Origin of the sequence: Clostridium sp. 1001271B_151109_B4 (assembly GCF_015670405.1) — a bacterium.
GTDB lineage: Bacteria > Bacillota > Clostridia > Clostridiales > Clostridiaceae > Clostridium.
Genome location: NZ_JADPBQ010000015.1, coordinates 22,521 through 45,872 on the forward strand (window position 1 = coordinate 22,521; position 23,352 = coordinate 45,872).

Consider the following 23,352-nt stretch of genomic DNA (forward strand, 5'->3'; position numbering starts at 1 on the left):
GTATAAAGTTGAAAAAAAATAGTTTTACGTGTATAATTTAAAAGTTAGATAGTTTATTTATGACGATTTGAATGGAGGGGGAAAATGAATACTGATTCTATTTTATTACCATTAATACCTCTAAGGGGTATTACTATTTTTCCCAATATGATTATACATTTTGATATTGGAAGAGAAAGGTCTATTGCAGCGCTTGAAGAAGCGATGGTAAACGAAGGAAAAATTTTCTTAGTTACACAAAAGGATCCTGAGGTAGAAGTTCCAAAAAGTAAAGAAGATATGTATAGTATAGGAACTATATGTAAAGTTAAACAAATACTTAAATTACCAAAAGGAACGACAAGGGTTTTAGTTGAAGGAATTGAAAGAGCTACACTATTAGAATTTGAGGAAAAAGAAAAATTCTTACAAGCTAAAATTGAAAGAATACTGGAAGAAGTAACTGAGGTTGAAAGTAATGAAGATATAGCTTTCAGAAATCAGTTAGGTAAAGCTTTTGCAGAGTATATTTACTCAACAGAAGGTGATGATAGTAAAGTACTTAAAATGATGGAACAAGAGAAAAATTTAAGTAAGATTACTGATTTAATAGCTGCATATATTCAATTAGATGATAAAAAGAGGCAATCAATATTAGAAACTATAGATGTCTATGAAAGAATAGAAAAGTTACTTGTATTTATTGATGAAGAAATTCAAATAGTTGAAATAGAGAAAGAAATAGGAAGTAAAGTTAAGACTAAGCTTGATAAGAGTAATAAGGAATATTTCTTAAGAGAACAAATTAAAGCTATTCAAGAAGAACTTGGAGAAGATGAAGAATCAAGAGAAGCAAATAAATATGTACAACAGCTAAGGAAATTTAGGCTTTCTAAAGAAGTAAAAGAAAAGGCTGAATATGAATTATCAAGATTAAGAACATCAAATTCAAGTGAAGCTAACAATATAAGAAATTATCTAGATTGGCTAGTGGCAATTCCTTGGAATAAGGCTACAAAGGATTCCTTTAATATCAAAAAAGCTCAAGAAATTTTAGATAATGAGCATTATGGATTAAGTGAAGTTAAAGAAAGAATTTTAGAATATTTAGCTGTAAAACAATATACAAAATCTTTAAAGGGTCCTATACTTTGTTTAGTTGGACCACCTGGAGTTGGAAAAAGTTCAATAGCTGAATCTGTTGCTAAATCATTAAGTAGAAAGTTTGTTAGGATTTCATTAGGTGGTATTCGTGACGAAGCTGAAATTCGTGGTCATAGAAGAACTTATATTGGAGCTATGCCAGGAAGAATTATTTTTGCTTTAAAGGAATCTAAGGTTAATAATCCATTAATATTATTAGATGAAATAGATAAGTTAAGTAATGATTATAAAGGAAATCCTGCTGATGCTTTATTGGAAGTATTAGATCCTAAACAAAATAAAACATTTAGGGATAGTTATATGGAAGTTGAAACTGATTTATCTAATGTAATGTTTATAACAACAGCAAATTCATTAGATACTATTCCGCCAGCGCTTTTAGATAGAATGGAAATAATACAGGTTTCTGGATACACTTATGATGAAAAGTTTAATATTGCAAAAAAATACTTGCTAAAAAGGGTAATGGATGAATGTAAAGTTGAAAATAATGCAATAAAGATATCTGATAACGCCATAAAAGAAATTATTAATGGATATACTAGAGAATCTGGAGTTAGAGATTTAGAAAGACAAATTAATAAGGTAGTTAGAAAGAGTATTACTGAATTAATAAAGACAAATAAAAAGAATATTATTGTTTCTTCAAGTAAGCTAGAAAAGTATTTAGGACCAGTAATTTTTAAGTATGAGAAAGAAGAAAGAGAAGATAAAGTTGGAGTTGTTACTGGATTAGCATGGACTGCATATGGTGGAGATACTTTACCGGTTGAAGTTGCTGTTATGAAGGGAAGCGGTAGATTAGAGTTAACAGGGCAATTAGGTTCTGTTATGCAAGAATCTGCAAAGGCAGCATATAGCTATGTTAGAGCTAATTTTGATAAGTATGATATTCCAGCAGAATTTTATAGAAAAAATGATATTCATATTCATGTTCCAGAAGGGGCCGTACCGAAAGATGGTCCGTCTGCAGGCGTGACGATGGTTACTGCTTTAGTATCTGCACTATCTAATAAAAAAGTAAAAAGTGGTGTAGCTATGACTGGAGAAGTGACATTAACAGGGAGAGTATTACCTATCGGTGGAGTTAAAGAAAAGTGTTTAGCAGCACATAGAATAGGAATAGATACTGTTATTTTACCAAAAGATAATAAAAAGCATGTAAAAGAAATACCATCGTCAATTAAAGGGAAATTAAATTTAATTTTTGCTGATAAAGTTGAGGATGTATTACAAAATGCATTAATCGGAGTTGATAATAATGATAATTAAAAATTCAGAATTTATTATATCTGCTGTTAAAAGGAATCAATATCCTATAGATGGCAGAAATGAAATTGCCTTTGTTGGAAGATCTAATGTAGGTAAAAGTTCAATAATAAATGCCTTAACAAATAGAAGGAAACTTGCTAAAGTTTCACAAACACCTGGAAAGACAAGATTAATTAATTTTTTCTTAATAAATAGTGATTTTTATTTAGTAGATTTACCTGGTTATGGATACGCTAAAGTATCTAAAAAGGAAAAAGAAAGTTGGGGTAAAACTATTGAAATGTATTTAACTGATAGAGAAGAATTAAAAAGAGTAATTTTACTTGTTGATTCAAGACATAAACCAACAGCGGATGATATTATGATGTATGAGTGGATAAAACACTTTGATTATGATTGTATCGTAATTGCAACAAAAAGTGATAAATTATCTAATAATGAGTTAGGTAAGAGTAAAAAGATAATAAAAGAAACGCTTGGTCTTGGAAGTACTGATAAGTTTTATTTCTTTTCTTCATTAAATAAAAAAGGAAAAGATGAGCTGATAAACAATATTTTTGAAGATTTATCAGAAGAGGCTAAGTTAATTTAATAAAAAAGCTACCTGTATAAGGGTAGCTTTTTTATTTAAGAAAAGATAAAAAATTTTTGATGTGGAAAGGAAAATAGTGTCAAATAAAAATAAAGAGAATAGTATATAGTATAAAAACAAAAAAAAATAAATCCTTAGGAGGAATGTAAAGATGCCTAGTATGCATGATATGATTGATGAATTGAATGACATGGATTGTCCTAGTTTTTCTTCAGCAGAACCTATTGGAAACAATTTTTGTAATACTGGTTGTGGTTGTGGGTTTGGTAGCTGGATTTGGATATTATTAATTTTATTCTATGCTGGACAAGGTGGAAGTGCTAATACAGGATGCTGCTGTGGAAATACAGCTTCAAATAATTGCTGTTGTAATAATTCTTATAATAATAATAATGGATCATTTTGCGGCGGAGGATATTTATTCTTACTTGTAATATTATTCTTATGTAATGGTACTTTTGGTTGTGGAAATAATGGATTTAATTCAAACTGCAGTGGAGCTCTACTATAGCTTAGTAGGAAGGAGGAATAATTATGTCAAAGAAGAGAAATAAGAAATGTTGTTGCCAAGAGTGTTGTGAACCTTGTTGCTGCAATAATGCAGTAGCTAACAATTATGGATCATGCTGTGGAAATGTTTTTGGTGGATTAAATAATTGTGTAGCACCAATTATATTTTTATTAATTGCTTGTGGATCAGGACTTCTTAATAATAACTGCTCATATTTAATAATCTTATTATTCTTACTATGTGGTGGATCTTATGGAAATCTATTTGGAGGAAATACCGTAGGAAGCAATTGCTGCTGTGAAAGTGACTGCTGCTGCTAGTTAAGAGGATGGAGGGCCTTTATGACCCTCCAAAAAAATATCCTTTTTTATAAACATATATAAGTTAATTACATATAATGGAGTAAAGAAATAATTTGGAGGTACTTATATGTCCAAGCGTAAGCATAAAAATAGAAGCGATACTAGACGTGAAGGTACAAGTGATAATAGAAATAATGCTAACGTAAATACAAATACTAATAGTAGACCAACATATAATAGTGGACCATTTGGTATAAACCCTAATCAATTATTGAGTAGTATGTTCGGAAATATTGATATGAATCAAATAAATAGTTTATTACAATCAATGAATACACAAGGATTTGATTTTAATAATTTGAACTTAGGAAATTTAATGGGAAATATGAACAATATGGGAAGTGTATCAAATATAAAAAACAATACAAGCGCTAACAATCAGTCTTCTTCGAATAATGAGAGTAGTAATACTATTAAAGATGATTTAGATTTTGGCACCAATGAAAAAGTTGTTGCTAGAGGCGAAAGGAATGATGATAATATTCAAATGCTTAGAGCTATTAGAAGTATTGTAGGTGGAGAGAGAGGAGAATTTATCGATAGGGTAATTACTATGTACAATGATGGTATATTTGATGAGTAATAAAATTTTAAAGGTGTATAAAATTTAGTAAAAGGTTAATACTATTAATGTACCGGAGAGTATTCTCCTATAGCAAATGAAGAGAGATCTTCATTAAAGCTAAACCCCCCCATCCCCCTTTTAGGCCGCTTTTTTAGCGGCCTTTTATATTACTTTTTTAATAATGAAGAAATTTTAAATTGATTTGCTTCGTCTATTTCTGCAGTAACATATAAGAGAAGCTCTTTTGGCTTTGAATTAGAGTTAGTAAAATTTATTTTCTCGAAAGATAGTATCCAGCATAATGAAGATGTATTACCAGATTCATTCCAAGTAGTATCATAACAATAAGCTTTTTGAAAAGAATACCTATAATTATCTTTATCTAAATTCCATAATAATCCTAATTGATCACTTTCTATTGTAGATGTAAATATATCAGGAACATCATCAAGTTCATAATCAGCTTCGATACAATCTATTAATAATTGAATAGAACTAAGAGATGGTATTTTTGGTGCACTAAAAGTAATATCCTTTAGTGTGCTAGAATTTAAAATATATCCTTCTGTAGATTCGTCACCCTTAGAAGAAGAGGTTGTATAAAGTTTAGGCGTTTTAGAATTATTAAAATCTAAAATTGATAATATATTGTTTTGGGTAAAAAATACTTCTTGAAAGCTGTTATTTTCCCATTTAAAAATATAAAAGGTTGATTTATTGTTTTTTAATCCGCTTATTATAATTTCAGGAATCTTATTTCTGTTTAAATCTATGTATAAGATTTTTATAGCACAAGATGGAGAAATATCAAGTAAAGAATAATCAAATTCGTTGCTTTTTAATAGTGTTTCTCCGAATGAATTTTTAATTTTTATTGAATAAGTTGAATTTGTTGATATAATGGATAATTCATCATTTTCGCCATCTCCATCAAAATCATATTCTTCGTTATTTTTATTGTTATTATACGAATTAGAGAGTGTTTGTACATTTTTCATGTATGTATTTAAGTATAACCCTAAAATGATTACAAAAAAAATTAATAGTATTAATTTTAAAGAATTATTTTTTTGTAAATTGAAATTAAGCATAGTATCACCTCAGTAAAGTATATGTGATTACTATGTAATAAATAACTTTTATAAAAGAAAAAAAGCCAGCAGAATACTACTGACAGTCTTTACATAATCCATAGAAGAAAAGTTTATTCCATTTTACCTTGTAATGAGTGTTTTCTTCAACCATTTTATTTAATGGTGAAAAATCTACGTCGCATAAATCATCAACTTTACCACAGTGAATACATTGTATGTGACCATGTTCACTACAATTTCCATCATATCTAAAGTTTCCTTCACCAACATTTAATTCTTGAACCAAACCTATTTCAACTAAAGTTTTTAGAGTTTTATAAACGGTAGCAAGACTCATAGTTGGATAGTTAGGTTGTAATGCTTTATAAATTGTTTCGGCTGAAGGGTGTTCGCTTGTGCTTTTTAAATATTGATAAACAGCTAACCTTTGAGGTGTTAATTTTAATTTCTTTTCCTTAAATGTTAAAATTATATCATCCATTAATGACACCTTCCTATATTTATTTAATATAATTATATAAGCAAATATAATTATTTGTCAATAATATTTATTAAATAATAAAGCATTCTAAAGAAAATATTATTGTAAATATATGCATATTGTGATATTTTATAAGAAGAATAAGAATTAATTTGCACATATAAAAGATGCAAATTGCATAATATAAAGTTTAGTATTATGTTTAAATTAAGGAGGAGAATTTTTATGGCAAAATATAAGGTTGGTGACGAATTATTAATAATTAATGATCCTAGCGAAGAAAATAAAAAATTAGAATCTTTAACTAAATTAACTCTTGACGGTGATTATGCACAAATATCATGGGGGTTAAAAATAGTTAATGTTGAATATGAAAAGCCATATGTTACATTAACTTATACTAATGTTGATGGTGAGTTAAATAAGGTTTTTGCAGAATGTAGAGATATTGAAAACTTTGATCAACAAAAAGTTTTAGAGAAGGCTTTATTAAAAGCGTTCCAAAATGAAATAATTAAAATTTCTGTAGTAAAAAATGCAGCATTAAAGAAATAGTAAAAAGAAATAGTAAAAAGAACTAGTTTCAATAAGAAATTAGTTCTTTTTTTATTGAAATAATATAAAAATATTGATTTAATGAGAAATTATGTTATATTATATATAAATAGTATAAAATGGTGAGATATCAGATGAATATTTATAGAATGTAAAGTTTTTGTAATTTATTATGAAAATATGTAGAAGTATTTATTTATTAATGGAAATCATATATAATAAGTGTGTGATTTCGTTTACAGGTAAGTGGGGGTATGGGTTATGAGTAAATGTCCATTTTGGTCAAGCAGAAAGGAAAAAGTTAGTTGTAGTAATGAGTGTCCAATGAGTCCAACTCTAAATAACAATGAAATTTGCCCTTTTATTGAACATTTAGCAGGGGAGAAGATTATTTTTAAAGATATACTTGATGAGGATTTTGCATATTCTCAAGATACTAAACTAGAATATATGATACCTTCTTATAGAGGGTATAAGGATGAATAAATAAGAGTCACTGAGTATTTTTCTCGGTGACTCTTTGATTTATTTTGATTTTTCAATTAATAACTCTTGCTTTAGATTCCAAAGTTTAGGTGAAAGATCCACGTAATAAGTATGAGGATTTTCGAATCTTAAAATTTCAGGCCATAACTTTGCTGTTTCTTTTTTAGAAAACTTTTTAATATCAAGAACAGAAGGCGAATTATATACTTGCTTACCGTTATCAAATATTTTTACTAATAAATCTTTTGCATAGAAATTAGTAATTCTCTTTCTTTTCCAAGTATGGATAGGATCGAAAATTTCTAATTCAGAATTTTCATCGATTACTTCATCATTTAATGAAATGACATCAGCAATAGCTATATCTGTAGTTTTATCAAATAATCTAAATACTTTTTTGAAACCAGGGTTGGTTATTTTTTCGCTGTTTTCACTAATTTTTATTTTAGGAATTACTGTAGAATCTTTTTCTACTGCAACTAGCTTATATACGCCTCCAAATACAGGTTCTGATTTAGCTGTGATTAACCTTTCGCCAACGCCGAAAGAATCAATACATGCGCCTTGAGCTAATACATCTCTTATTATGTGCTCATCAAGTGAGTTAGAAACTATTATCTTACAATCAGAATAACCAGCAGCATCTAAAGTTTTTCTACACTTTTTAGTCAAGTAAGTTATATCTCCAGAGTCTATTCTTATTCCTGTAGGTCTTTTGCCAAGAGGTGCTAATACTTCATCAAATACTTTAATAGCATTTGGTAAACCAGATTTTAAAACATTATAAGTATCAATAAGTAAAGAGCAATTATCAGGGTAGGCTTCCGCCCATGATTTAAATGCTTCATATTCGGTATCAAATAATTGAACCCAGCTATGTGCCATTGTGCCAACTGCAGGGATATTAAAATATTTATCAGCAATTGTACAGGCTGTAGAATCACATCCACCTATTATAGAAGCTCTTGCACCATAAATAGCACCATCATATCCTTGAGCTCGTCTAGAACCAAATTCCATAACAGTTCTACCTTTAGCAGCTCTACAAATTCTATTAGCTTTAGTAGCAATTAAAGTTTGATGATTAATTGTTAATAGAATCATAGTTTCAACAAATTGAGCTTGAACAACAGGTCCTCTAACAGTTACTAAAGGTTGATTAGGGAATACAGGATATCCTTCAGGTATAGCCCACACATCACAAGTAAACTTAAAATTTCTTAAGTAATCTAAAAATTCCTCAGAGAAAAGATTTTTGTCAGCTAAATATTTGATATCACTTTCAGTAAATGAAAGGTTATTTAAATATTCAATAAGCTGATCAACACCAGCCATTATACAATATCCGCCGCCGTCAGGAACTCTTCTGAAATACATATCAAAATAAGCTATTCTATCTTGAACACCTTTACTAAAGTAGCCATTAGCCATTGTTAATTCATAAAAATCTACTAACATAGTAAGATTTCTTTCATTAGTAACATCAAATCTCATTAAATTTTCCATATTTATCTCCTTTATTGAAAAATACCTAAAGTTATTGTACAACTATATATAAATTATTACAATATAGTTATTTATATAATAATTATGGAGATAATTAAAATAAATAGCTTAAAGGAGAACATATGAAAATATTATTAGATAATTATCAGGTAAATGCTATTAATATAAAAGATAAGAATACTTTGGTAGTAGCAGCTCCTGGAAGTGGTAAGACTACAGTGATAATTAATAGAGTTAATTATTTGATTGAAGAGCGAAAAATAAAGATAGGTAATATAATTGTTATTACCTTTACACGTGCTGCTGCAGAAAATATGAAAACAAGATATAAGAATAATTTTAAAAAAACTATAGCGCCGTTTTTTGGGACATTTCATGGATTGTTTTATAAAATTTTATTAAGGGAAGGTTATGAAATAAATATAATTGACAGTGGAAAGGGGCATGGAATTGTAAAGAGGATATTAGGAAAGTATTTTGATGATGTTAATGATGATAAGATACGAGAAGTTCTAAATAATATTTCTCTTTTTAAAACTTCTTTAGGAAAAATAGAAAACTTTAAGCCGTCAATTTCAATGGAAATTTTTAAAGAATGTTATGAACATTATGAAGAATATAAGACTAAAGAAAAGTTATGGGATTTTGATGACTTATCCATAAGAGTATTATATTTATTTAAAAATAACAAAAATATTTTAAATAAATATAGAGCGATATTTAAATATGTATTAGTTGATGAATTTCAAGATTGTGATGAGCTTCAAATAGAATTTATTAAGATGATAAATCCACAAAATGAATTATTTGCTGTAGGTGATGAAGATCAGTGTATTTATTCATTTAGAGGTTCAAAACCAGAATATATGGTTAATTTCTCAAAGTCATTTAATAATGGAAAGAAGGTCTATCTATCAACAAATTATAGAAGTAAAAAGAATATTGTGGATATATCTAAAAAATTAATAGCAAATAATTTAGGTAGAAATAATAAAGAGATAAACTCTTATGAAAGTGATAAGGGAATTGTTAAGTTCTTTAAGCCTTACAATGAATTTGCCCAGGGAGAAGAGATAGCAAATATTATAAAAAGTTTTGTTGGAGAAAATTACAGCAATAATGCAGTACTCTATAGAACAAATATGGAAGCAAGAAGTTTAATTGATACTTTTACTAGAAGAAAAATACCTTTTGTTTTATTAGATAAGGGATATAATTTCTTTGAGCATTTTATTTGCAAGGATATAATAAATTATTTAACTTTATCTATAGATCCATTTAATAGAGAAGCTTTCAATACAATTATTAATAAGCCCTTTAGATATATAAGTAAAAGTAATTTAAGTTATGTTTCTTCATATAAAGAATATAAAAATGTTTTTGATATTTTAATTGATAAAAATGATACTCCTCCATTTCAAGCAAAAAAGCTAGATGATTTAAAAAAGGAAATTATATATCTTAATAAAATTTCGCTAGGTAGCGCAATTCAATATATAATTTCTTCGCTTGGATATATTGATTATTTAAGAGAGTATGCAAATAAGTTTAATCAAAATTTTAGCGATTTAGAAGATGTATTAGAAGAATTAAAAGGTGCAGCAGAAGGTTTTAAGACAATTCTTGAATTTTTAACTCATGTAGAAAATGTTAAGGAAGAGATAGAAAAAAGTAAGGTAGTTCAAGATGGAGTTATATTGAGTACAATTCATGGCGTAAAGGGTATGGAATTTAAAAATGTATTTATTATAGATTGTAATGAAGAAACTATTCCACATAAGTCATCAATGGAAGATAACTTAGAAGAAGAAAGAAGACTTTTTTATGTTGCAATTACTAGAGCTATTAAAAATTTATATGTCTTTTCACCTAAGACTATAAGAGGTAAGTTTAGTGATATGTCTAGATTTATTTTAGAGAGTGGATTAGAAGAGGAAAGTAGAGTTATAGATTATGGTATTAAAAGAGGAGATGTTGTTTATCACAGACAGTATGGAGACGGTAAGGTTAAGGCTATAGAAGGAGATAAAATAACTTTAGATTTTAAGGATGATATAAATAGAAGTTTTTCTTTAAGAGTATTAATGGAGAATAATTTAATAATATTAATTAAGTAGTTTTATTTAATTAATATTTATCATTCTGGTAATAATATTAAATGATACGGAAAATCTTTTACTAGAAGGTAGGAGTAGATATGAAAAGATATATAAAAATTATTAAAGTATTAATATTTACATGTGCTTTGTTTATAGGGATAAACTTATCGCAGTTATATCCTAAAGCATATTCGCCAGAAGAAGGACAAAAAATAGAGGCATTTATAGATAAAAATGGAGATTTGCTTAGTGGTGAAGAGAAAGATAATTTAAGCGAAATAGTAAATAAATTAAATAAATATGTTGTATTATCACAGGAGGAAAGAGAATATATTAGGGAATGTGAATTAAATGTAATAAGAAAAAAGTTAGGAGATGCACAGTTTGAGGAGTATAAGAAGTTAATTGAAAAAAGAGCATCAGGTGCAGAGTTCCAGCAACCGGAAAGATTTAGATTATATGAATTGGAAAAAATGTTAAGATGATACAAAAAATCTATAAATAATTAAACTAATTGAATAAAGGAAATACATAATATATAATTAATTCAATAGGCTTATATTTCAAATATAAGCCTGTAAATTTTTTGGGGGAGAAGTTTATAATGAAAAATTTTAATTTAGAAGCACTTAATATTAAAGATGAGTTAAAAGAAATAAGAAGAACGCTTCATCAATATCCAGAGCTGGGGTTTGAGGAAACAAATACTTCAAGATATATAAAAGATTTTTTAAGTAAAGAAGGAATTGAGTTTAAAGAATTTGCAAAAACTGGAGTTTGTGGAATTATCACTGGCACTAAAGCTGGAGACAAAAAAGTTATAGCTTTAAGAGCAGACATTGACGGACTACCAATGCAAGATAAAAAGAGTTGTACATATGCGTCTAAGGTAAAAGGAAAGATGCATGCTTGTGGTCATGATGGACATACAACAATTCTTTTAGGAGCTGCTAAGATATTAAATAAATATAGGGAAGAGTTTAGTGGAACTATAAAGCTTATTTTTGAACCAGCAGAAGAAACTACTGGTGGAGCAAAGGTAATGATAGAGGAAGGCGTACTTGAAAACCCTAAAGTTGATGTAATGTGTGGATTACATGTTGAAGAAACTATTGATTGTGGAAATATTATGGTTAAAAAAGGCACAGTAAATGCAGCATCAAATCCATTTACTATTATTATTAAGGGTGCTGGAGGACATGGAGCATATCCAGATACTGCAGTTGATCCAATAGTTATAGCAAGTCATGTTGTAACTTCACTTCAAAGTATAGTAAGCAGAGAAATAAAACCAGTTAATCCGGCGGTGGTTACAATTGGGAGTATTCATGGTGGAACCGCTCAGAATATTATTCCAAGCGAAGTAAAGTTGTCAGGTATTATTAGAACTATGACTATGGAAGATAGAGAGTTTGCGAAAAGAAGATTAAAAGAAATAGTAAATGGAGTTTGTACAACCTTCAGAGGAAGTGCAGAAATTGAGATTGAAGAATCTTATCCATGTTTATATAATGATGATGAGATGGTGGAATTATTAGAAAAAAGCGCTAAGGAAATAATAGGGCAAGAAAATGTTAAATTACAAAAGAACCCTAAATTAGGTGTTGAAAGCTTTGCATATTTTGCAAATAAAGTACCTTCTGTATTTTATTTCTTAGGAATAAGAAATGAGGCAAAAGGAATAATTTATCCAGCACATAATAGTTTATTTGATATTGATGAGGATGCATTGCCAATTGGCGTAGCAATTCAATGTGAAATTGCATTAAATTATTTGACAAGATAAGAAAATAATATTAATCTATTAAAATGGGTAAAATGACAAAAAAATAGACTATTTACGATTATATTAAATAATTGTAAACAGGTCATACAATATAGGAGTTGGTTTTTTGAAAATTGAAATAGGAACAAATGAAGCAGGACAAAGATTAGATAAGTTTTTAAGAAAGTATTTAAAGGATGTTCCATTAAGTGCTATTTTTAAAGCTTTAAGAAAGGGCGACATTAGAGTTAATGGAGTAAAGAAAAAAGAAAATTATCCATTAGAATTTGGGGATGTAATTGAAATTAGATATTTACAAAGTAAGCAAGAGAAAAAAGAAGACACATTTATTAAAGTTAATTCAAGTGGACTTATGATTACATATGAAGATGAAAATATTTTAATTGTTGAAAAATGGCCAGGTGTTTTAGTACATCCAGACCAAAAAGGTGCAGAGCCTTCACTTACAGATTATGTATTATCTTATTTAAATGCAAAAGGTGATTACTTGCCAGAAAAAGAAAAAACATTTACACCTGCTCCATGTAATAGGTTAGATAGAAATACTTCAGGAGTAGTTATTTTTGGAAAGAATTTTGAAGCATTAAGAAATATGAACGAAATGATTAGAGAAGGTAACGTTAAGAAGTATTATAATGCATTGGTAAAAGGTAAAATTAAAGATGGAGTATATAAGGGATATATTTCAAAGGATGAAAATGAAAATATATCTAAGGTATATGATGAAAAAAGACCTAATACTAAGGAAATTGCTATGGAAGTAAAGACAATGCAAACTAATGGAGCGTACTCATTATTAGAAATTGACCTTATTACAGGTAGAAGTCATCAAATTAGAGCACATTTAAGCCATTTAGGAACTCCTATTATAGGTGACTTTAAGTATGGAGATAAAAAATTAAATTCATTCTTTGATAATAAATTTGGATTAAATTATCAATTCCTTTATGCTTATAAGCTTATTTTTAAGGGCGCTAACGGAAAACTTGAATATTTAAAGAATAAAACAATAGCAGAAGCGCTTCCACCAATGTTTAAAAAGATTAAGAAGGAAGTATTTAAATTTACTATATAAGATCATAAAAGGGGATAGTTATGGAAGAGAAATCAGTGGGTCGTAGTTTTCTTATCTTATCTGTAGCAGGGATACTTGTAAAAATAATGTCAGCTGCATATATTCCATTATTAAGGGCCATAATTGGAACAACAGGAATAGGAATATATAACGCAAGTTACAGTTATTTTGTTTTTATATTAGCTATTACAAGCTTAGGAGCACAACCAGCGGTTGCTAAGGTTGTATCAGAGTTAAGGGCATTAGGGCATGAAGAAGATGCATTAAGGGCAATGAAATTAGCAAGAAGGTATTTAGCTATTATCGGTGCTATTATTACAATAGCATTTATGTTCCTTATAGGACCTATTGCTAAAGTTACTAAATGGGAAACAGCAACACTTTCTTTAATGTTTTTAGCTCCAACAGTGTTTTTTAGCTGTTTATTAGCTACATATAGGGGATATCTTCAAGGTATAGAAGAAATGAAGACTCTTGCTATTTCACAAGTTATAGAACAACTTGTTAACGTAGTTTTAAGTTTAATATTTGCTTTTGTTCTTGTTGGGATAAGCATTGAATGGGGAAGTGCTGGAGGTACTGTAGGTACTACTATAGGTGCAATTGTAGCGCTTATATTTATTTTAATAATATATGATAGAGATAGATTTGAAGAGAGAGCAGAAGAGGAAAATAAAGCAGAAAAACATATTAGTGACAAAATGATACTTAAAAAACTTGTTAAGTATGGGGTACCTATAATAATGGTAGCTGCATTACAAAATTCAAGTGGTATGATTGATACTATAAATGTAAAAGGTAGGCTTCTTGCAGCTGGCTTTAATGATAATAGAGCAACTGAATTATATGGAATACTAGGATGCTATAATACGTTGCTTTATGTACCATTATCAATGGTAACAGCATTAAGCTCGGCTATTTTTCCAAGAATAATAAATGCATTTACAACAAAGAAAAAGAAAGAGTTAAAATCACATATAGCATATAGCTTTAGATTAACTTATTTAATAACAATACCAGCAGCAGTTGGATTATCAATGTTAAGCAAAGAAGTTTATATTATGATTTATGGTAGCACAGAGGGGTATGAATTATTAATGTATGGGTCTGTTGTATTGATTTTTATGTCAATTTCAGCTATACAAAATACTATTCTTCAAGGAATAAATAAGTTATATTTAGTATTAAGTACTGCTTTTTTAAGTATTGTAATAAAGTTCGGTATTAACTATTTCTTAGTTGGAATAAAAGACATTAATATATTAGGAGCTGTATTTGCAAGTTTCTTTGCTTTTTTAGTTCCTGTAATAATAAATCACAATAGATTAAGAAGAATATTTAAAATGAGAATACCTATATTTAAAATGGCTTTAGTTCCATTAATAGCTTCAGGTATTATGGCATTAAGTATTTCATTATGTAAAATACCAATAAATAGATTTATGAATATAGTTCAAGGTGGGAGAATAATAACATCAATAGTAGCTTTAATATTGATAGCTATAGGTGGTGCTGTATACTTTGTAACTATGATTTTTCTTGGTGATATAAAGAAAAAAGATTTAGATATGATTTCACCTAAGATATTTACTTTATTACCAAGATTTTTACGAAAGAATATGTAAATATTATAAAAGCTAAAAGGTCTGTTACATCTAAGTAACAGACCTTTTAGTTTTTATATATTATTAACAACTATAAATTGGTGTTTTCCTCGTCTTTTTGCTCCACACATTGCGTGGTTAGCACTTTCAATTAAGAAGTCAGCCATAGTACTACAACTTGTCATATTCATTGTTATTATATATTAAGTGTAATTTCATTATTAATCATTTCTCCAGAAGAGTTAGTTAAGCATAAATAATTTTACAAAAGTAGATAAGGATTTTGGAGATTGTATAAGGAAAGGATTAAAAATGTGAAGATTTCATAAAAAATAAGGTGAAAAAGCTTAATTTCATTCAGCTTTTTCACCTTATTTTTAATATTCATCTATTCCGAACCTACTTAAGTAAGCAAATATTCCGAATGTAAATAATATTATTAATATATTTTTAAAATAAAATAAATTTGTTAGTAGATACTTATTGGCTAAATTTAAAATTAGGAAAAGTAAAATTCCTATTAAAGAAAATATAATTATATTAAATAGAGATAAATTTAATTCAATATGCTTCTTTACTTCATGCAAATTAATTATTAAATTTAAAGTTGAAGTAACGAATATAGTAATTACGTAAGAAAAAATATTTATACTTGGTATAGCTGTGAAAAAGTATAAGCATAATATTTCTGTAACAGAAACTATTATTGAATTTCTTAATATAATACTTTGTCTATTAAGTCCATTTAATATTCCAACCATTGTGTTTGAGACAAAAAATATAGGAGCTGAAAGTGAAGATAGCTTAATGTATAGACCTAAGTCATCTCTGTGATAGAACATTTCTCCAAGAGAATCTGGGATTAGTTGACAAATTATAGTGGTTGCCATTCCAAGTAAAAAAGCAATCTTTAATACCATTCTTATTCTTACAGAGGCATTGTAATACTCGCCGTTACTTATAGTTTGTGATAAGTCTGGTACGAGAAGAGTATTTATTGAATTTACAACAATTAATGGGAAAGTGACTATGGTTAAGGCCATTCCATTAAACTTACCTATTAAGTTTAACGCGGAACTATAATCTAAACCAGAAGCAACAAGTTGTCTTGGAACAACTAATGTTGAAATTGTTGAAAAAGCATTTCCTAAAAATCCATTTAAGCATAAAGGTAATGAAATTATAAGAACATTAAATAATAGTTGAGCTTTTCTTTCTGGTTTATCATGCCCGATAGGCATTCGTTTTTTTGTATATCTAAAATAAACATAAAGTAATAAAAGACTTTGCAATTCTCCTATGGCTAGAGACACAAAGGCTAATGTTACTATTGAAGTTAATGTTTGAGCTTTAAACATATATATAAGTAAAGTTATAGTTATGATTCTCATTGCTTTTTCAGAGATGTCAATTACAGCAGGAACAGTGATTTTAGATGTTCCGTAGAAAAAACCTTTTAATATATTTGAAAGCGCAATAAAAACCATGGCAGGACAAGTAACTCTTAAGGCGTTTAAAGTTCTAGGATCCTTAATTCCATATTTACTTATGTAAGGTGCAAGGAAAAATACTATAATTCCAATAATTACTGCCCATATTATGTTAAAAAAAGCAACACAATTAATAGTTTTAAATAAATTATTATACTCTCCAGTGGCCTCATAAATAGCAGAGCGTTGAGAAATAGCTGCAATTATTCCAGCGGTCATTAAGCAAATAAATAAGTTGTATACTGGCATAACTAAACCATAAATAGCAAGACCTTCAGGACCTGCAATATTTCCTAGATACATAGAGAAAATAAATCCTAGTATTCCGGTTGTAATGTTAGATGCAGTTAAAAAAAATGAATTTTTAAAGAAATTATCTTTTTCCAAATTATTTTCCTCCTGTTGTAAATTATTTATTAAACATAAAATATACGAATACGAATTAAGTAATATAGTAATATTCAGTAAAGTTGAATTACATTAATACTTATTCAGTAAAATAAAACAATATGATATTAAAGAGCATTATTTAAATATAAGTAATATTTTGTTATGTAAAAAAATAAATTTATTATGAAGGGGTGAGGCGTATGAAGAAATTTTTGCAGTTTATAATTTTATCAGTTGCGATAGTTAGTATTTCTTTTGGAATTTATAAGTTTAGCAAAGGATATGATCTTAATTTAATTTACAAAAATATTGATTGGTCAATTACAAATAAATCAGTAGAAGGAGCAGTATCATTTGCATTTGACAGAGATAATAACTTATACATAGCTTTTAAAGATACAATAAAAGTAGTTAATGAAAGTAATAATGAAGAGGTATTAATATATGATAAGTCATTAAATATATATGATATTGCTTGCAGCGGAGATTCTATAATTATAGCTACAGATAATAGAGTGATAGCTTATGATTTATCAAGTGAGGAATTTAGAGATATAATAACTGGGTTGCCCAATTTAGGAATAAACAATAAGACTAATCTTACTTTGAAAGATGAGTATTTATATATAACTATAGGATCAAATACAAATGCAGGGATTGTAGATGAAGGAAATAAAAATGAGGACATAGCTTCTTTTGAATGGATATCAACTGGTATTGGATATAATGGCAATTATGGGTTTGCTAAATTCGGACAAGTAGTAAGTTCAGGAGATAAAATAAAAGAGGGAGTATTAAGTAATGCTTCAATATTAAAATATAATTTAAATACTGGTAAGTTTTCCACTTATGCAACAGGAATTAGAAATGTTGAAGGAATAGCTACAAATAGTATGGGTGAATTGACTGCAATTGTAGGTGGAATGGATGAAGAGGGGGGAAGAGAAGTAAAGGATGATGTTGATTATATATATGATATAAAAGAGAGGGCGTGGTATGGATGGCCTGATTTTAGTGGTGGAGATCCAATCACTTCCCCAAGATTTTCTGATGGAACTAATAAATTATCATATATTATTGAGAATCATCCAACAGAAATACCATTGCCGCCTAGATATCAACATAACAGTCTACAATCACTAAGAGGACTAGCTATTGATTATGAAGGGAAGTGTTTCCCAAAAGATACTGTGATTTTTGCTGATAATAAAGAAAATTATGTATATGTATTAACTGAATTAGGGACTTCAAAAGCTATCGTAAGTTTAGATAAAAATAGCTATATAGAAAAAATAAGATATAATGATTCAAGTATATATTTATTAGATAGTAAAGCTGGATGCATATATAAGATTCAAGGTCAGAGAAATGATAGTTCGTTTAATTTGCCCAACATTGTTTGGATTTTTATTGCTATATTAGTAATTGCTATTGCAATGACTATTATATATAAGGTTAAAAATAAGAGGAAAAAATAAATAAAATTCTAAAAATATCTTATGGTAATTCCATAAGATATTTTTTTGTATTATTATATATAAAGAAGGAAAGATAAAAGCTTAAATACCAAAAGAAAAATAATTGTTCAAAAATGATTTACATAAGTTGAAAAAAATAATAATAAAATTTATTAAAAGAAAAAAATAATTTATAAAAAGGAGAGTAAATATGGGTAAAACAATTATATTAAATTTAAGTGGTATTAAGTTATTAGGTGATGTACTAGATGTTGGTGAAAGCTATGGAGTAATTTATAACATTTCTAAAGATACGATTGACGAAGTTTGTGTGGATCTATTAGAAGGAAGTATAGATGAAAAAAGTATACAAGGTGAGTATGATGTATGCACTATATTTTTTTACTTAAGCAATTTATGGAGAGAATCAGCGCGTATTCAATTGATAAATGAAGTAAGTAAATTAATAAAAGTCGGTGGAGAAATATATATTTGGGATATAAATAAAGAGATGGGAGAAGTATCAAATAATAAGGTAATGGCAGTATTGCCATCTGGTAAAATAAAAGAGTTTGAGTTTAAAAATTTAAATCCTATTTCTACATCAAATATAGATAACACTAAAAAAATGTTAGGAAATATGTATAGTATTAAGGAAGAGAAGCTTTGGGAGGATATATTTTTTATTAGGGGAGAAAAAATAAAGTAACGAAAGGAAGAAGAAAGTGAAAGTTTTATTAACAGCAATTAACTCAAAATTCATTCATAGTAATTTAGCAGTGAGGTATCTAAAGGCATTTACTGAAGATATGGATTATACATGCAAAATTAGGGAGTTTTCAATTAATGATAGGGATGAGAAAGTACTTGAAGAAATTATAAAGGAAAAACCTGATGTAGTTGCTTTCTCAACATATATTTGGAATGTTGAGATGGTAAAGAGATTATCTAATCTTATAAAGATAGTAAATAAAGATATAAAAATTTTATATGGTGGACCAGAGGTATCTTATGACAGCTTAAATATATTAAAGGAGCTTAATGGTGATTATTTAATTGAAGGAGAAGGAGAAAAGACATATAAGGAATTTATTGAGTATTGTCTTGGAGAAAGAGATGTTAGAAATATAAGAGGATTATATTTTAAAGAGGGCAATGAAGTAATAGGAAATGGTAATAGACCACTTATGAGCATGAATGAAATAGTTTTCCCTTATAAGATGGATGAAGATTTAGATAATAAGATAGTATATTATGAGGCATCAAGAGGATGTCCATTTAACTGTAAATATTGCCTTTCATCAACAACTCATGGAGTAAGATTTTTAGATATTGAAAGGGTAAAAAAAGAATTGCAATTTTTCATAGATAAAAAAGTAAGACTTGTTAAGTTTGTAGATAGAACTTTTAATTGTAATTTCAAATTTTCAACAGCTATATGGGAATTTTTAATTAATGCTGAAACAAAAACTCAATTCCATTTTGAGATATCAGCAGATATTTTAAAGCCAGAAGAATTAGAGTTGTTAAGAAAAGCTCCTAAAGATAGATTCCAATTTGAAGTAGGAGTTCAAACTACTAATGATGATGTGCTAAATAGAATTAATAGATTCGTTAATTTTAGTGATATTAAAGAAAAGGTTGTTGAATTATTAGAAATTAAAAATATAAAGCAGCATTTAGATTTAATAGCGGGATTGCCAGGTGAGGACATAGTATCATTTAAAAAATCATTTAATGATGTATACAGTATTGAACCAGAAGAGATACAGCTAGGATTCTTAAAACTTCTTAGAGGATCCTCTATGAGAGAAGAAGCAGAAGAATATGGAATGAAATATTCACCTTATCCACCATATGAAATAATCTCAACAAAAGATATTTCTTATAATGAGCTTTTAATATTAAAAAAGGTAGAAAGTATGGTGGATAAATATTACAACTCACAGAAGTTTAATAACATAATAAAAATATTAGTTAAATGCTTTGATACACCTTATGATTTTTACTTAGAATTAGGGAATTACTTTGATAAGAAGGGATATTTTGATAGAAATATAGGTAATAGTGAATATTATAAAGTATTTTTAGATTTTAATATGGAAATAACAAAATTAGATAATAAAATATTACGCGATATAGTAAAGTATGATTACTTAATGTTCAATAAAAGAAGAGGAATGCCAGAATTTTTAGGAAAAGGAGTTGGAAAAGAAAAGGAAAATGCATTTAAAGATATATTAAGAGAAAAATACTCCTTTAAAGACTATTATATAGAAGTTTTTTGCATAGATATAAATAAATTTATAAAGCATGGCGAAATAGAAGAAAAGCAATCATACTTCTTATTTGGATATGATGGAGAAATTATAGAAATTGATGATTTAGTTAACATAAAACAAAATAAGTAAATTATAAAAAATAGTGGTAAAAAAACATAACAAATAAATAATTATTATAAAATTAGAGCGTTGTTTAGGAAATATTAACAAAAAAAAGTTGAAAAATTGTAAAAAACGTGTATAATTAAAAAGGAGGTAAAAAGTAATTAATACTACATAAAGTATTAATATTTATATTATCCGACTTGTATATAGTAAAGGTGGTGAGACTTTGGCATTAGAAGCAATTAATGAGATAAAGGAAGCTGAGAAAAAGGCTGAAATGATAATTTCAGAAGCTAAACAAAGTGCAAAAGAAATTGTTAGCGGTGCTACTAAAGAAGCAGACATCAAATATGATGAAATAATAAGCGAAGCAAAAACAAAAGCTAATAACCTATTAAATGCTGCTTTAGAAGAAGGAAATAGCAATGCAGAACCGATCTTAAAGATGGGAGAAAAAGAAATAGAGGCTATACGTAATATGTCTCAAGATTTAAAAGATAATGCTATTAATATAGTTGTTGAGAGGATAGTGAAGATTCATGGCAATAGTTAAGATGAACAAATTCACTTTGCTTACTTTTGAATCTAAAAAAGAAGAACTTCTTCGTAAGCTACAAGGTTTTTCAAATGTAGAATTTATAAATCTACAAGATGAAAATTTATTAGAAGCTAATGAAGAGTTAAAATCTTTAAATAAAGATGAAGTAGATTCAAATATTGCAAAGTATGAAGAAGATTTATCAAAGGCTAAAACTACTCTAGACTTTTTAACTCACTATATGCCTAAAAAGTCAGGATTAAAAGCATTAGAGGATGACAAGGAAAACTTAACTATTGATGAATTAGAAAATGCAGTTAAAAATATTAACTGGAATGAAATTTATAGCAAAGTTAAGGAAAAGGAAGATGAGCTTCACAGCATAGAAAGCAAGATTACTAAGCTAGAAGGCGAAATTGAAGTTTTAACTCCATGGCAAGCCTTAGATATTTCTTTTGAAGCTCTAAATGAGCTAGATATGGTATCAACTTTTGTTGGAAGTATTTCAAAGCAATATGAGGGACAACTTAATGAAAGTCTAGATGCTGAGTATGTTGAAATTATTTCAAGAGGGAATAACGACATAAATATATTAGTTGTGTCTTTAAAAGAAAGACATGATGAAGTATTAAATCTTTTAAGAGGATTTGGATTTAGTTCATTTAAATCAGAGTATGATGAAATACCACAAGTTGTTATAACAAATCATGCTCATGAGATAGAAGAATTAAAATCAAAAATATTCTTTGTAAAAGAAGAAATAGCTTCCTTTGAAGAGGACTATAAGAAAATGAAGTTAGTTTATGATTATCTTACAAACATAGTTTTAAGATATAAAGCTTCAAATAACTTCTTAAGAACTACAAACACTGTTGCTATTCAAGGATGGTGTGAAGTAGAAAAGAATGAAGAATTACAAAATATATGTAAAGAAACATTAAATGATGACTATTATATATCATTTGAAGAAGTAAAAGAAGATGAAATTGAAGCAGTTCCAGTTAAATTGAAAAATGGATTGCTTAACAAAACATTTGAATCTGTTACTGAAATGTATAGTTTACCAAAATATAATGAAGTTGATCCAACTCCATTATTAGTACCATTTTACTTAATATTCTTTGGTATGATGGTTGCTGACGTTGGTTACGGATTAGTAATGTTAATAGCTGCATTCTGTGCAATGAAGTTCTTAAAATTAAATAAGAAAAATGAAGATTTCGCTAGATTCTTCTTATTCTTAAGTATACCAACAATAGTTATTGGATTAATATATGGATCATTCTTTGGAGATGCAGTTAAAATACCAGGATTAATAAATCCAACAGAAGATGTAAACACTCTTTTAGTGGCTTCTATAGTATTTGGGGTTATACAAATATTCTTTGGATTATGTATAAAAGCATATACACTTATTAAGGCAGGAAAGCCAAAGGATGCATTTTATGATGTAGGTTCATGGTTAATTACTTTAATTTCTATTGGAGTATTAGCAGGAACTATAATGCTAGGATGGCCATCAATTGTTAAATATATTGCAATAGCAGCTATGATATTTGGTATGCTTGTAATAGTATTAACTGGTGGTAGAGAAGAAAAGACAAAAGGTGCTCAAATAGGTCAAGGTTTATATGCATTATATGGAATTACAAGTTATATTGGTGATTTAGTTTCATATACAAGACTTATGGCATTAGGTTTATCAGGTGGATGTATTGCAGGAGCATTAAATTTATTAATGCAATCATTAACTGGGCCAGCAATAATATTATTACCATTTGTGTTCATCGCAGCTCACGTATTTAACTTATTATTAGGTTTATTAGGAGCATATGTTCACACAGCAAGATTACAATACGTAGAATATTTCTCAAAATTCTACGAAGGTGGGGGAAAAGCCTTTACTCCATTTAAAGCATCAGAAAAATATATGAATTTAAAGGAAAATTAGGAGGATTT

The 23,352-nt window shown here is 28.0% G+C and carries 21 protein-coding genes; 17 read left to right on the forward strand and 4 right to left on the reverse strand.

Annotation, left to right across the window (positions count from 1 at the left end; translation table 11 throughout):
• Positions 1-84: 84 nt before the first annotated feature.
• From lon to I4V63_RS11030, 5 genes are all read left to right on the forward strand, one after another.
• The gene (gene lon / locus I4V63_RS11010; protein ID WP_196001304.1) at positions 85-2,415 is read left to right on the forward strand and encodes an endopeptidase La; all 2,331 of its coding nucleotides are present in this window, start codon (positions 85-87) and stop codon (positions 2,413-2,415) included.
• Positions 2,405-3,007 (forward strand): ribosome biogenesis GTP-binding protein YihA/YsxC, encoded by a 603-nt coding sequence (gene yihA, locus I4V63_RS11015; RefSeq protein WP_196001305.1) that lies wholly within the window; start codon positions 2,405-2,407, stop codon positions 3,005-3,007. The genes lon and yihA overlap by 11 nt, the downstream gene beginning before the upstream one ends.
• A 190-nt stretch (positions 3,008-3,197) precedes the next feature.
• Positions 3,198-3,518, forward strand: a complete 321-nt coding sequence (locus I4V63_RS11020) for a hypothetical protein (RefSeq protein ID WP_243280492.1) — start codon at positions 3,198-3,200, stop codon at positions 3,516-3,518.
• A gap of 23 nt (positions 3,519-3,541) precedes the next feature.
• Positions 3,542-3,838: a hypothetical protein gene (locus tag I4V63_RS11025; protein ID WP_196001306.1), complete on the forward strand. Its 297-nt coding sequence runs from the start codon at positions 3,542-3,544 to the stop codon at positions 3,836-3,838.
• Between the two features lie 109 nt (positions 3,839-3,947).
• Positions 3,948-4,463 carry a hypothetical protein gene (locus I4V63_RS11030; protein ID WP_196001307.1) on the forward strand — a complete coding sequence of 172 codons (516 nt, stop codon included), beginning with the start codon at positions 3,948-3,950 and terminating at the stop codon, positions 4,461-4,463.
• Between the two features lie 149 nt (positions 4,464-4,612).
• Here I4V63_RS11030 and I4V63_RS11035 read toward each other — a convergent pair whose 3' ends face one another.
• Both I4V63_RS11035 and I4V63_RS11040 read right to left on the reverse strand, forming a co-directional pair.
• Complete coding sequence (locus I4V63_RS11035) at positions 4,613-5,536, reverse strand: hypothetical protein (protein WP_196001308.1); 924 nt, start codon at positions 5,534-5,536, stop codon at positions 4,613-4,615.
• A gap of 76 nt (positions 5,537-5,612) precedes the next feature.
• Complete coding sequence (locus tag I4V63_RS11040) at positions 5,613-6,020, reverse strand: Fur family transcriptional regulator (RefSeq protein ID WP_196001309.1); 408 nt, start codon at positions 6,018-6,020, stop codon at positions 5,613-5,615.
• Positions 6,021-6,245: 225 nt separating this feature from the next.
• Here I4V63_RS11040 and I4V63_RS11045 point away from each other — a divergent pair, with 225 nt between their 5' ends.
• Both I4V63_RS11045 and I4V63_RS11050 read left to right on the forward strand, forming a co-directional pair.
• A complete protein-coding gene (locus tag I4V63_RS11045) occupies positions 6,246-6,575 on the forward strand; it encodes a hypothetical protein (protein ID WP_196001310.1) in 330 nt (109 codons plus the stop codon).
• Between the two features lie 261 nt (positions 6,576-6,836).
• On the forward strand, positions 6,837-7,061 hold the full coding sequence (locus tag I4V63_RS11050) for a hypothetical protein (RefSeq protein WP_196001311.1): 225 nt from the start codon (positions 6,837-6,839) through the stop codon (positions 7,059-7,061).
• Between the two features lie 39 nt (positions 7,062-7,100).
• Here I4V63_RS11050 and I4V63_RS11055 read toward each other — a convergent pair whose 3' ends face one another.
• Positions 7,101-8,567 carry a nicotinate phosphoribosyltransferase gene (locus tag I4V63_RS11055; protein WP_196001312.1) on the reverse strand — a complete coding sequence of 489 codons (1,467 nt, stop codon included), beginning with the start codon at positions 8,565-8,567 and terminating at the stop codon, positions 7,101-7,103.
• 122 nt (positions 8,568-8,689) lie between these two features.
• Here I4V63_RS11055 and I4V63_RS11060 point away from each other — a divergent pair, with 122 nt between their 5' ends.
• From I4V63_RS11060 to I4V63_RS11080, 5 genes are all read left to right on the forward strand, one after another.
• Positions 8,690-10,684 carry an ATP-dependent helicase gene (locus I4V63_RS11060; RefSeq protein WP_196001313.1) on the forward strand — a complete coding sequence of 665 codons (1,995 nt, stop codon included), beginning with the start codon at positions 8,690-8,692 and terminating at the stop codon, positions 10,682-10,684.
• 80 nt (positions 10,685-10,764) lie between these two features.
• The gene (locus I4V63_RS11065; RefSeq protein ID WP_196001314.1) at positions 10,765-11,151 is read left to right on the forward strand and encodes a hypothetical protein; all 387 of its coding nucleotides are present in this window, start codon (positions 10,765-10,767) and stop codon (positions 11,149-11,151) included.
• A 119-nt stretch (positions 11,152-11,270) separates the two neighbouring features.
• On the forward strand, positions 11,271-12,452 hold the full coding sequence (locus I4V63_RS11070) for a M20 family metallopeptidase (protein ID WP_196001315.1): 1,182 nt from the start codon (positions 11,271-11,273) through the stop codon (positions 12,450-12,452).
• Between the two features lie 106 nt (positions 12,453-12,558).
• Complete coding sequence (locus tag I4V63_RS11075) at positions 12,559-13,527, forward strand: RluA family pseudouridine synthase (protein ID WP_196001316.1); 969 nt, start codon at positions 12,559-12,561, stop codon at positions 13,525-13,527.
• A gap of 20 nt (positions 13,528-13,547) precedes the next feature.
• Positions 13,548-15,152, forward strand: a complete 1,605-nt coding sequence (locus I4V63_RS11080; RefSeq protein ID WP_196001317.1) for a polysaccharide biosynthesis protein — start codon at positions 13,548-13,550, stop codon at positions 15,150-15,152.
• 356 nt (positions 15,153-15,508) lie between these two features.
• Here the strand turns inward: I4V63_RS11080 and spoVB are convergent, their stop codons facing one another.
• Positions 15,509-17,008: a stage V sporulation protein B gene (spoVB, locus tag I4V63_RS11085; RefSeq protein WP_196001318.1), complete on the reverse strand. Its 1,500-nt coding sequence runs from the start codon at positions 17,006-17,008 to the stop codon at positions 15,509-15,511.
• A 203-nt stretch (positions 17,009-17,211) separates the two neighbouring features.
• Between spoVB and I4V63_RS11090 the strand changes: the two genes are divergently transcribed.
• The 5 genes from I4V63_RS11090 to I4V63_RS11110 all read left to right on the forward strand — a co-directional run bounded on the left by I4V63_RS11090 (position 17,212) and on the right by I4V63_RS11110 (position 23,344).
• The gene (locus tag I4V63_RS11090; protein WP_196001319.1) at positions 17,212-18,489 is read left to right on the forward strand and encodes a hypothetical protein; all 1,278 of its coding nucleotides are present in this window, start codon (positions 17,212-17,214) and stop codon (positions 18,487-18,489) included.
• Between the two features lie 190 nt (positions 18,490-18,679).
• A complete protein-coding gene (locus I4V63_RS11095) occupies positions 18,680-19,177 on the forward strand; it encodes a hypothetical protein (protein WP_196001320.1) in 498 nt (165 codons plus the stop codon).
• Between the two features lie 16 nt (positions 19,178-19,193).
• Positions 19,194-20,879, forward strand: coding sequence for a B12-binding domain-containing radical SAM protein (locus I4V63_RS11100; RefSeq protein ID WP_196001321.1), 1,686 nt, complete (start codon positions 19,194-19,196; stop codon positions 20,877-20,879).
• Positions 20,880-21,081: 202 nt separating this feature from the next.
• Positions 21,082-21,408: an ATPase gene (locus tag I4V63_RS11105; protein ID WP_196001322.1), complete on the forward strand. Its 327-nt coding sequence runs from the start codon at positions 21,082-21,084 to the stop codon at positions 21,406-21,408.
• Entirely contained in the window at positions 21,395-23,344 is a 1,950-nt protein-coding gene (locus I4V63_RS11110; RefSeq protein ID WP_196001323.1) for a V-type ATP synthase subunit I, read from the forward strand. The genes I4V63_RS11105 and I4V63_RS11110 overlap by 14 nt, the downstream gene beginning before the upstream one ends.
• Positions 23,345-23,352 lie beyond the last annotated feature (8 nt).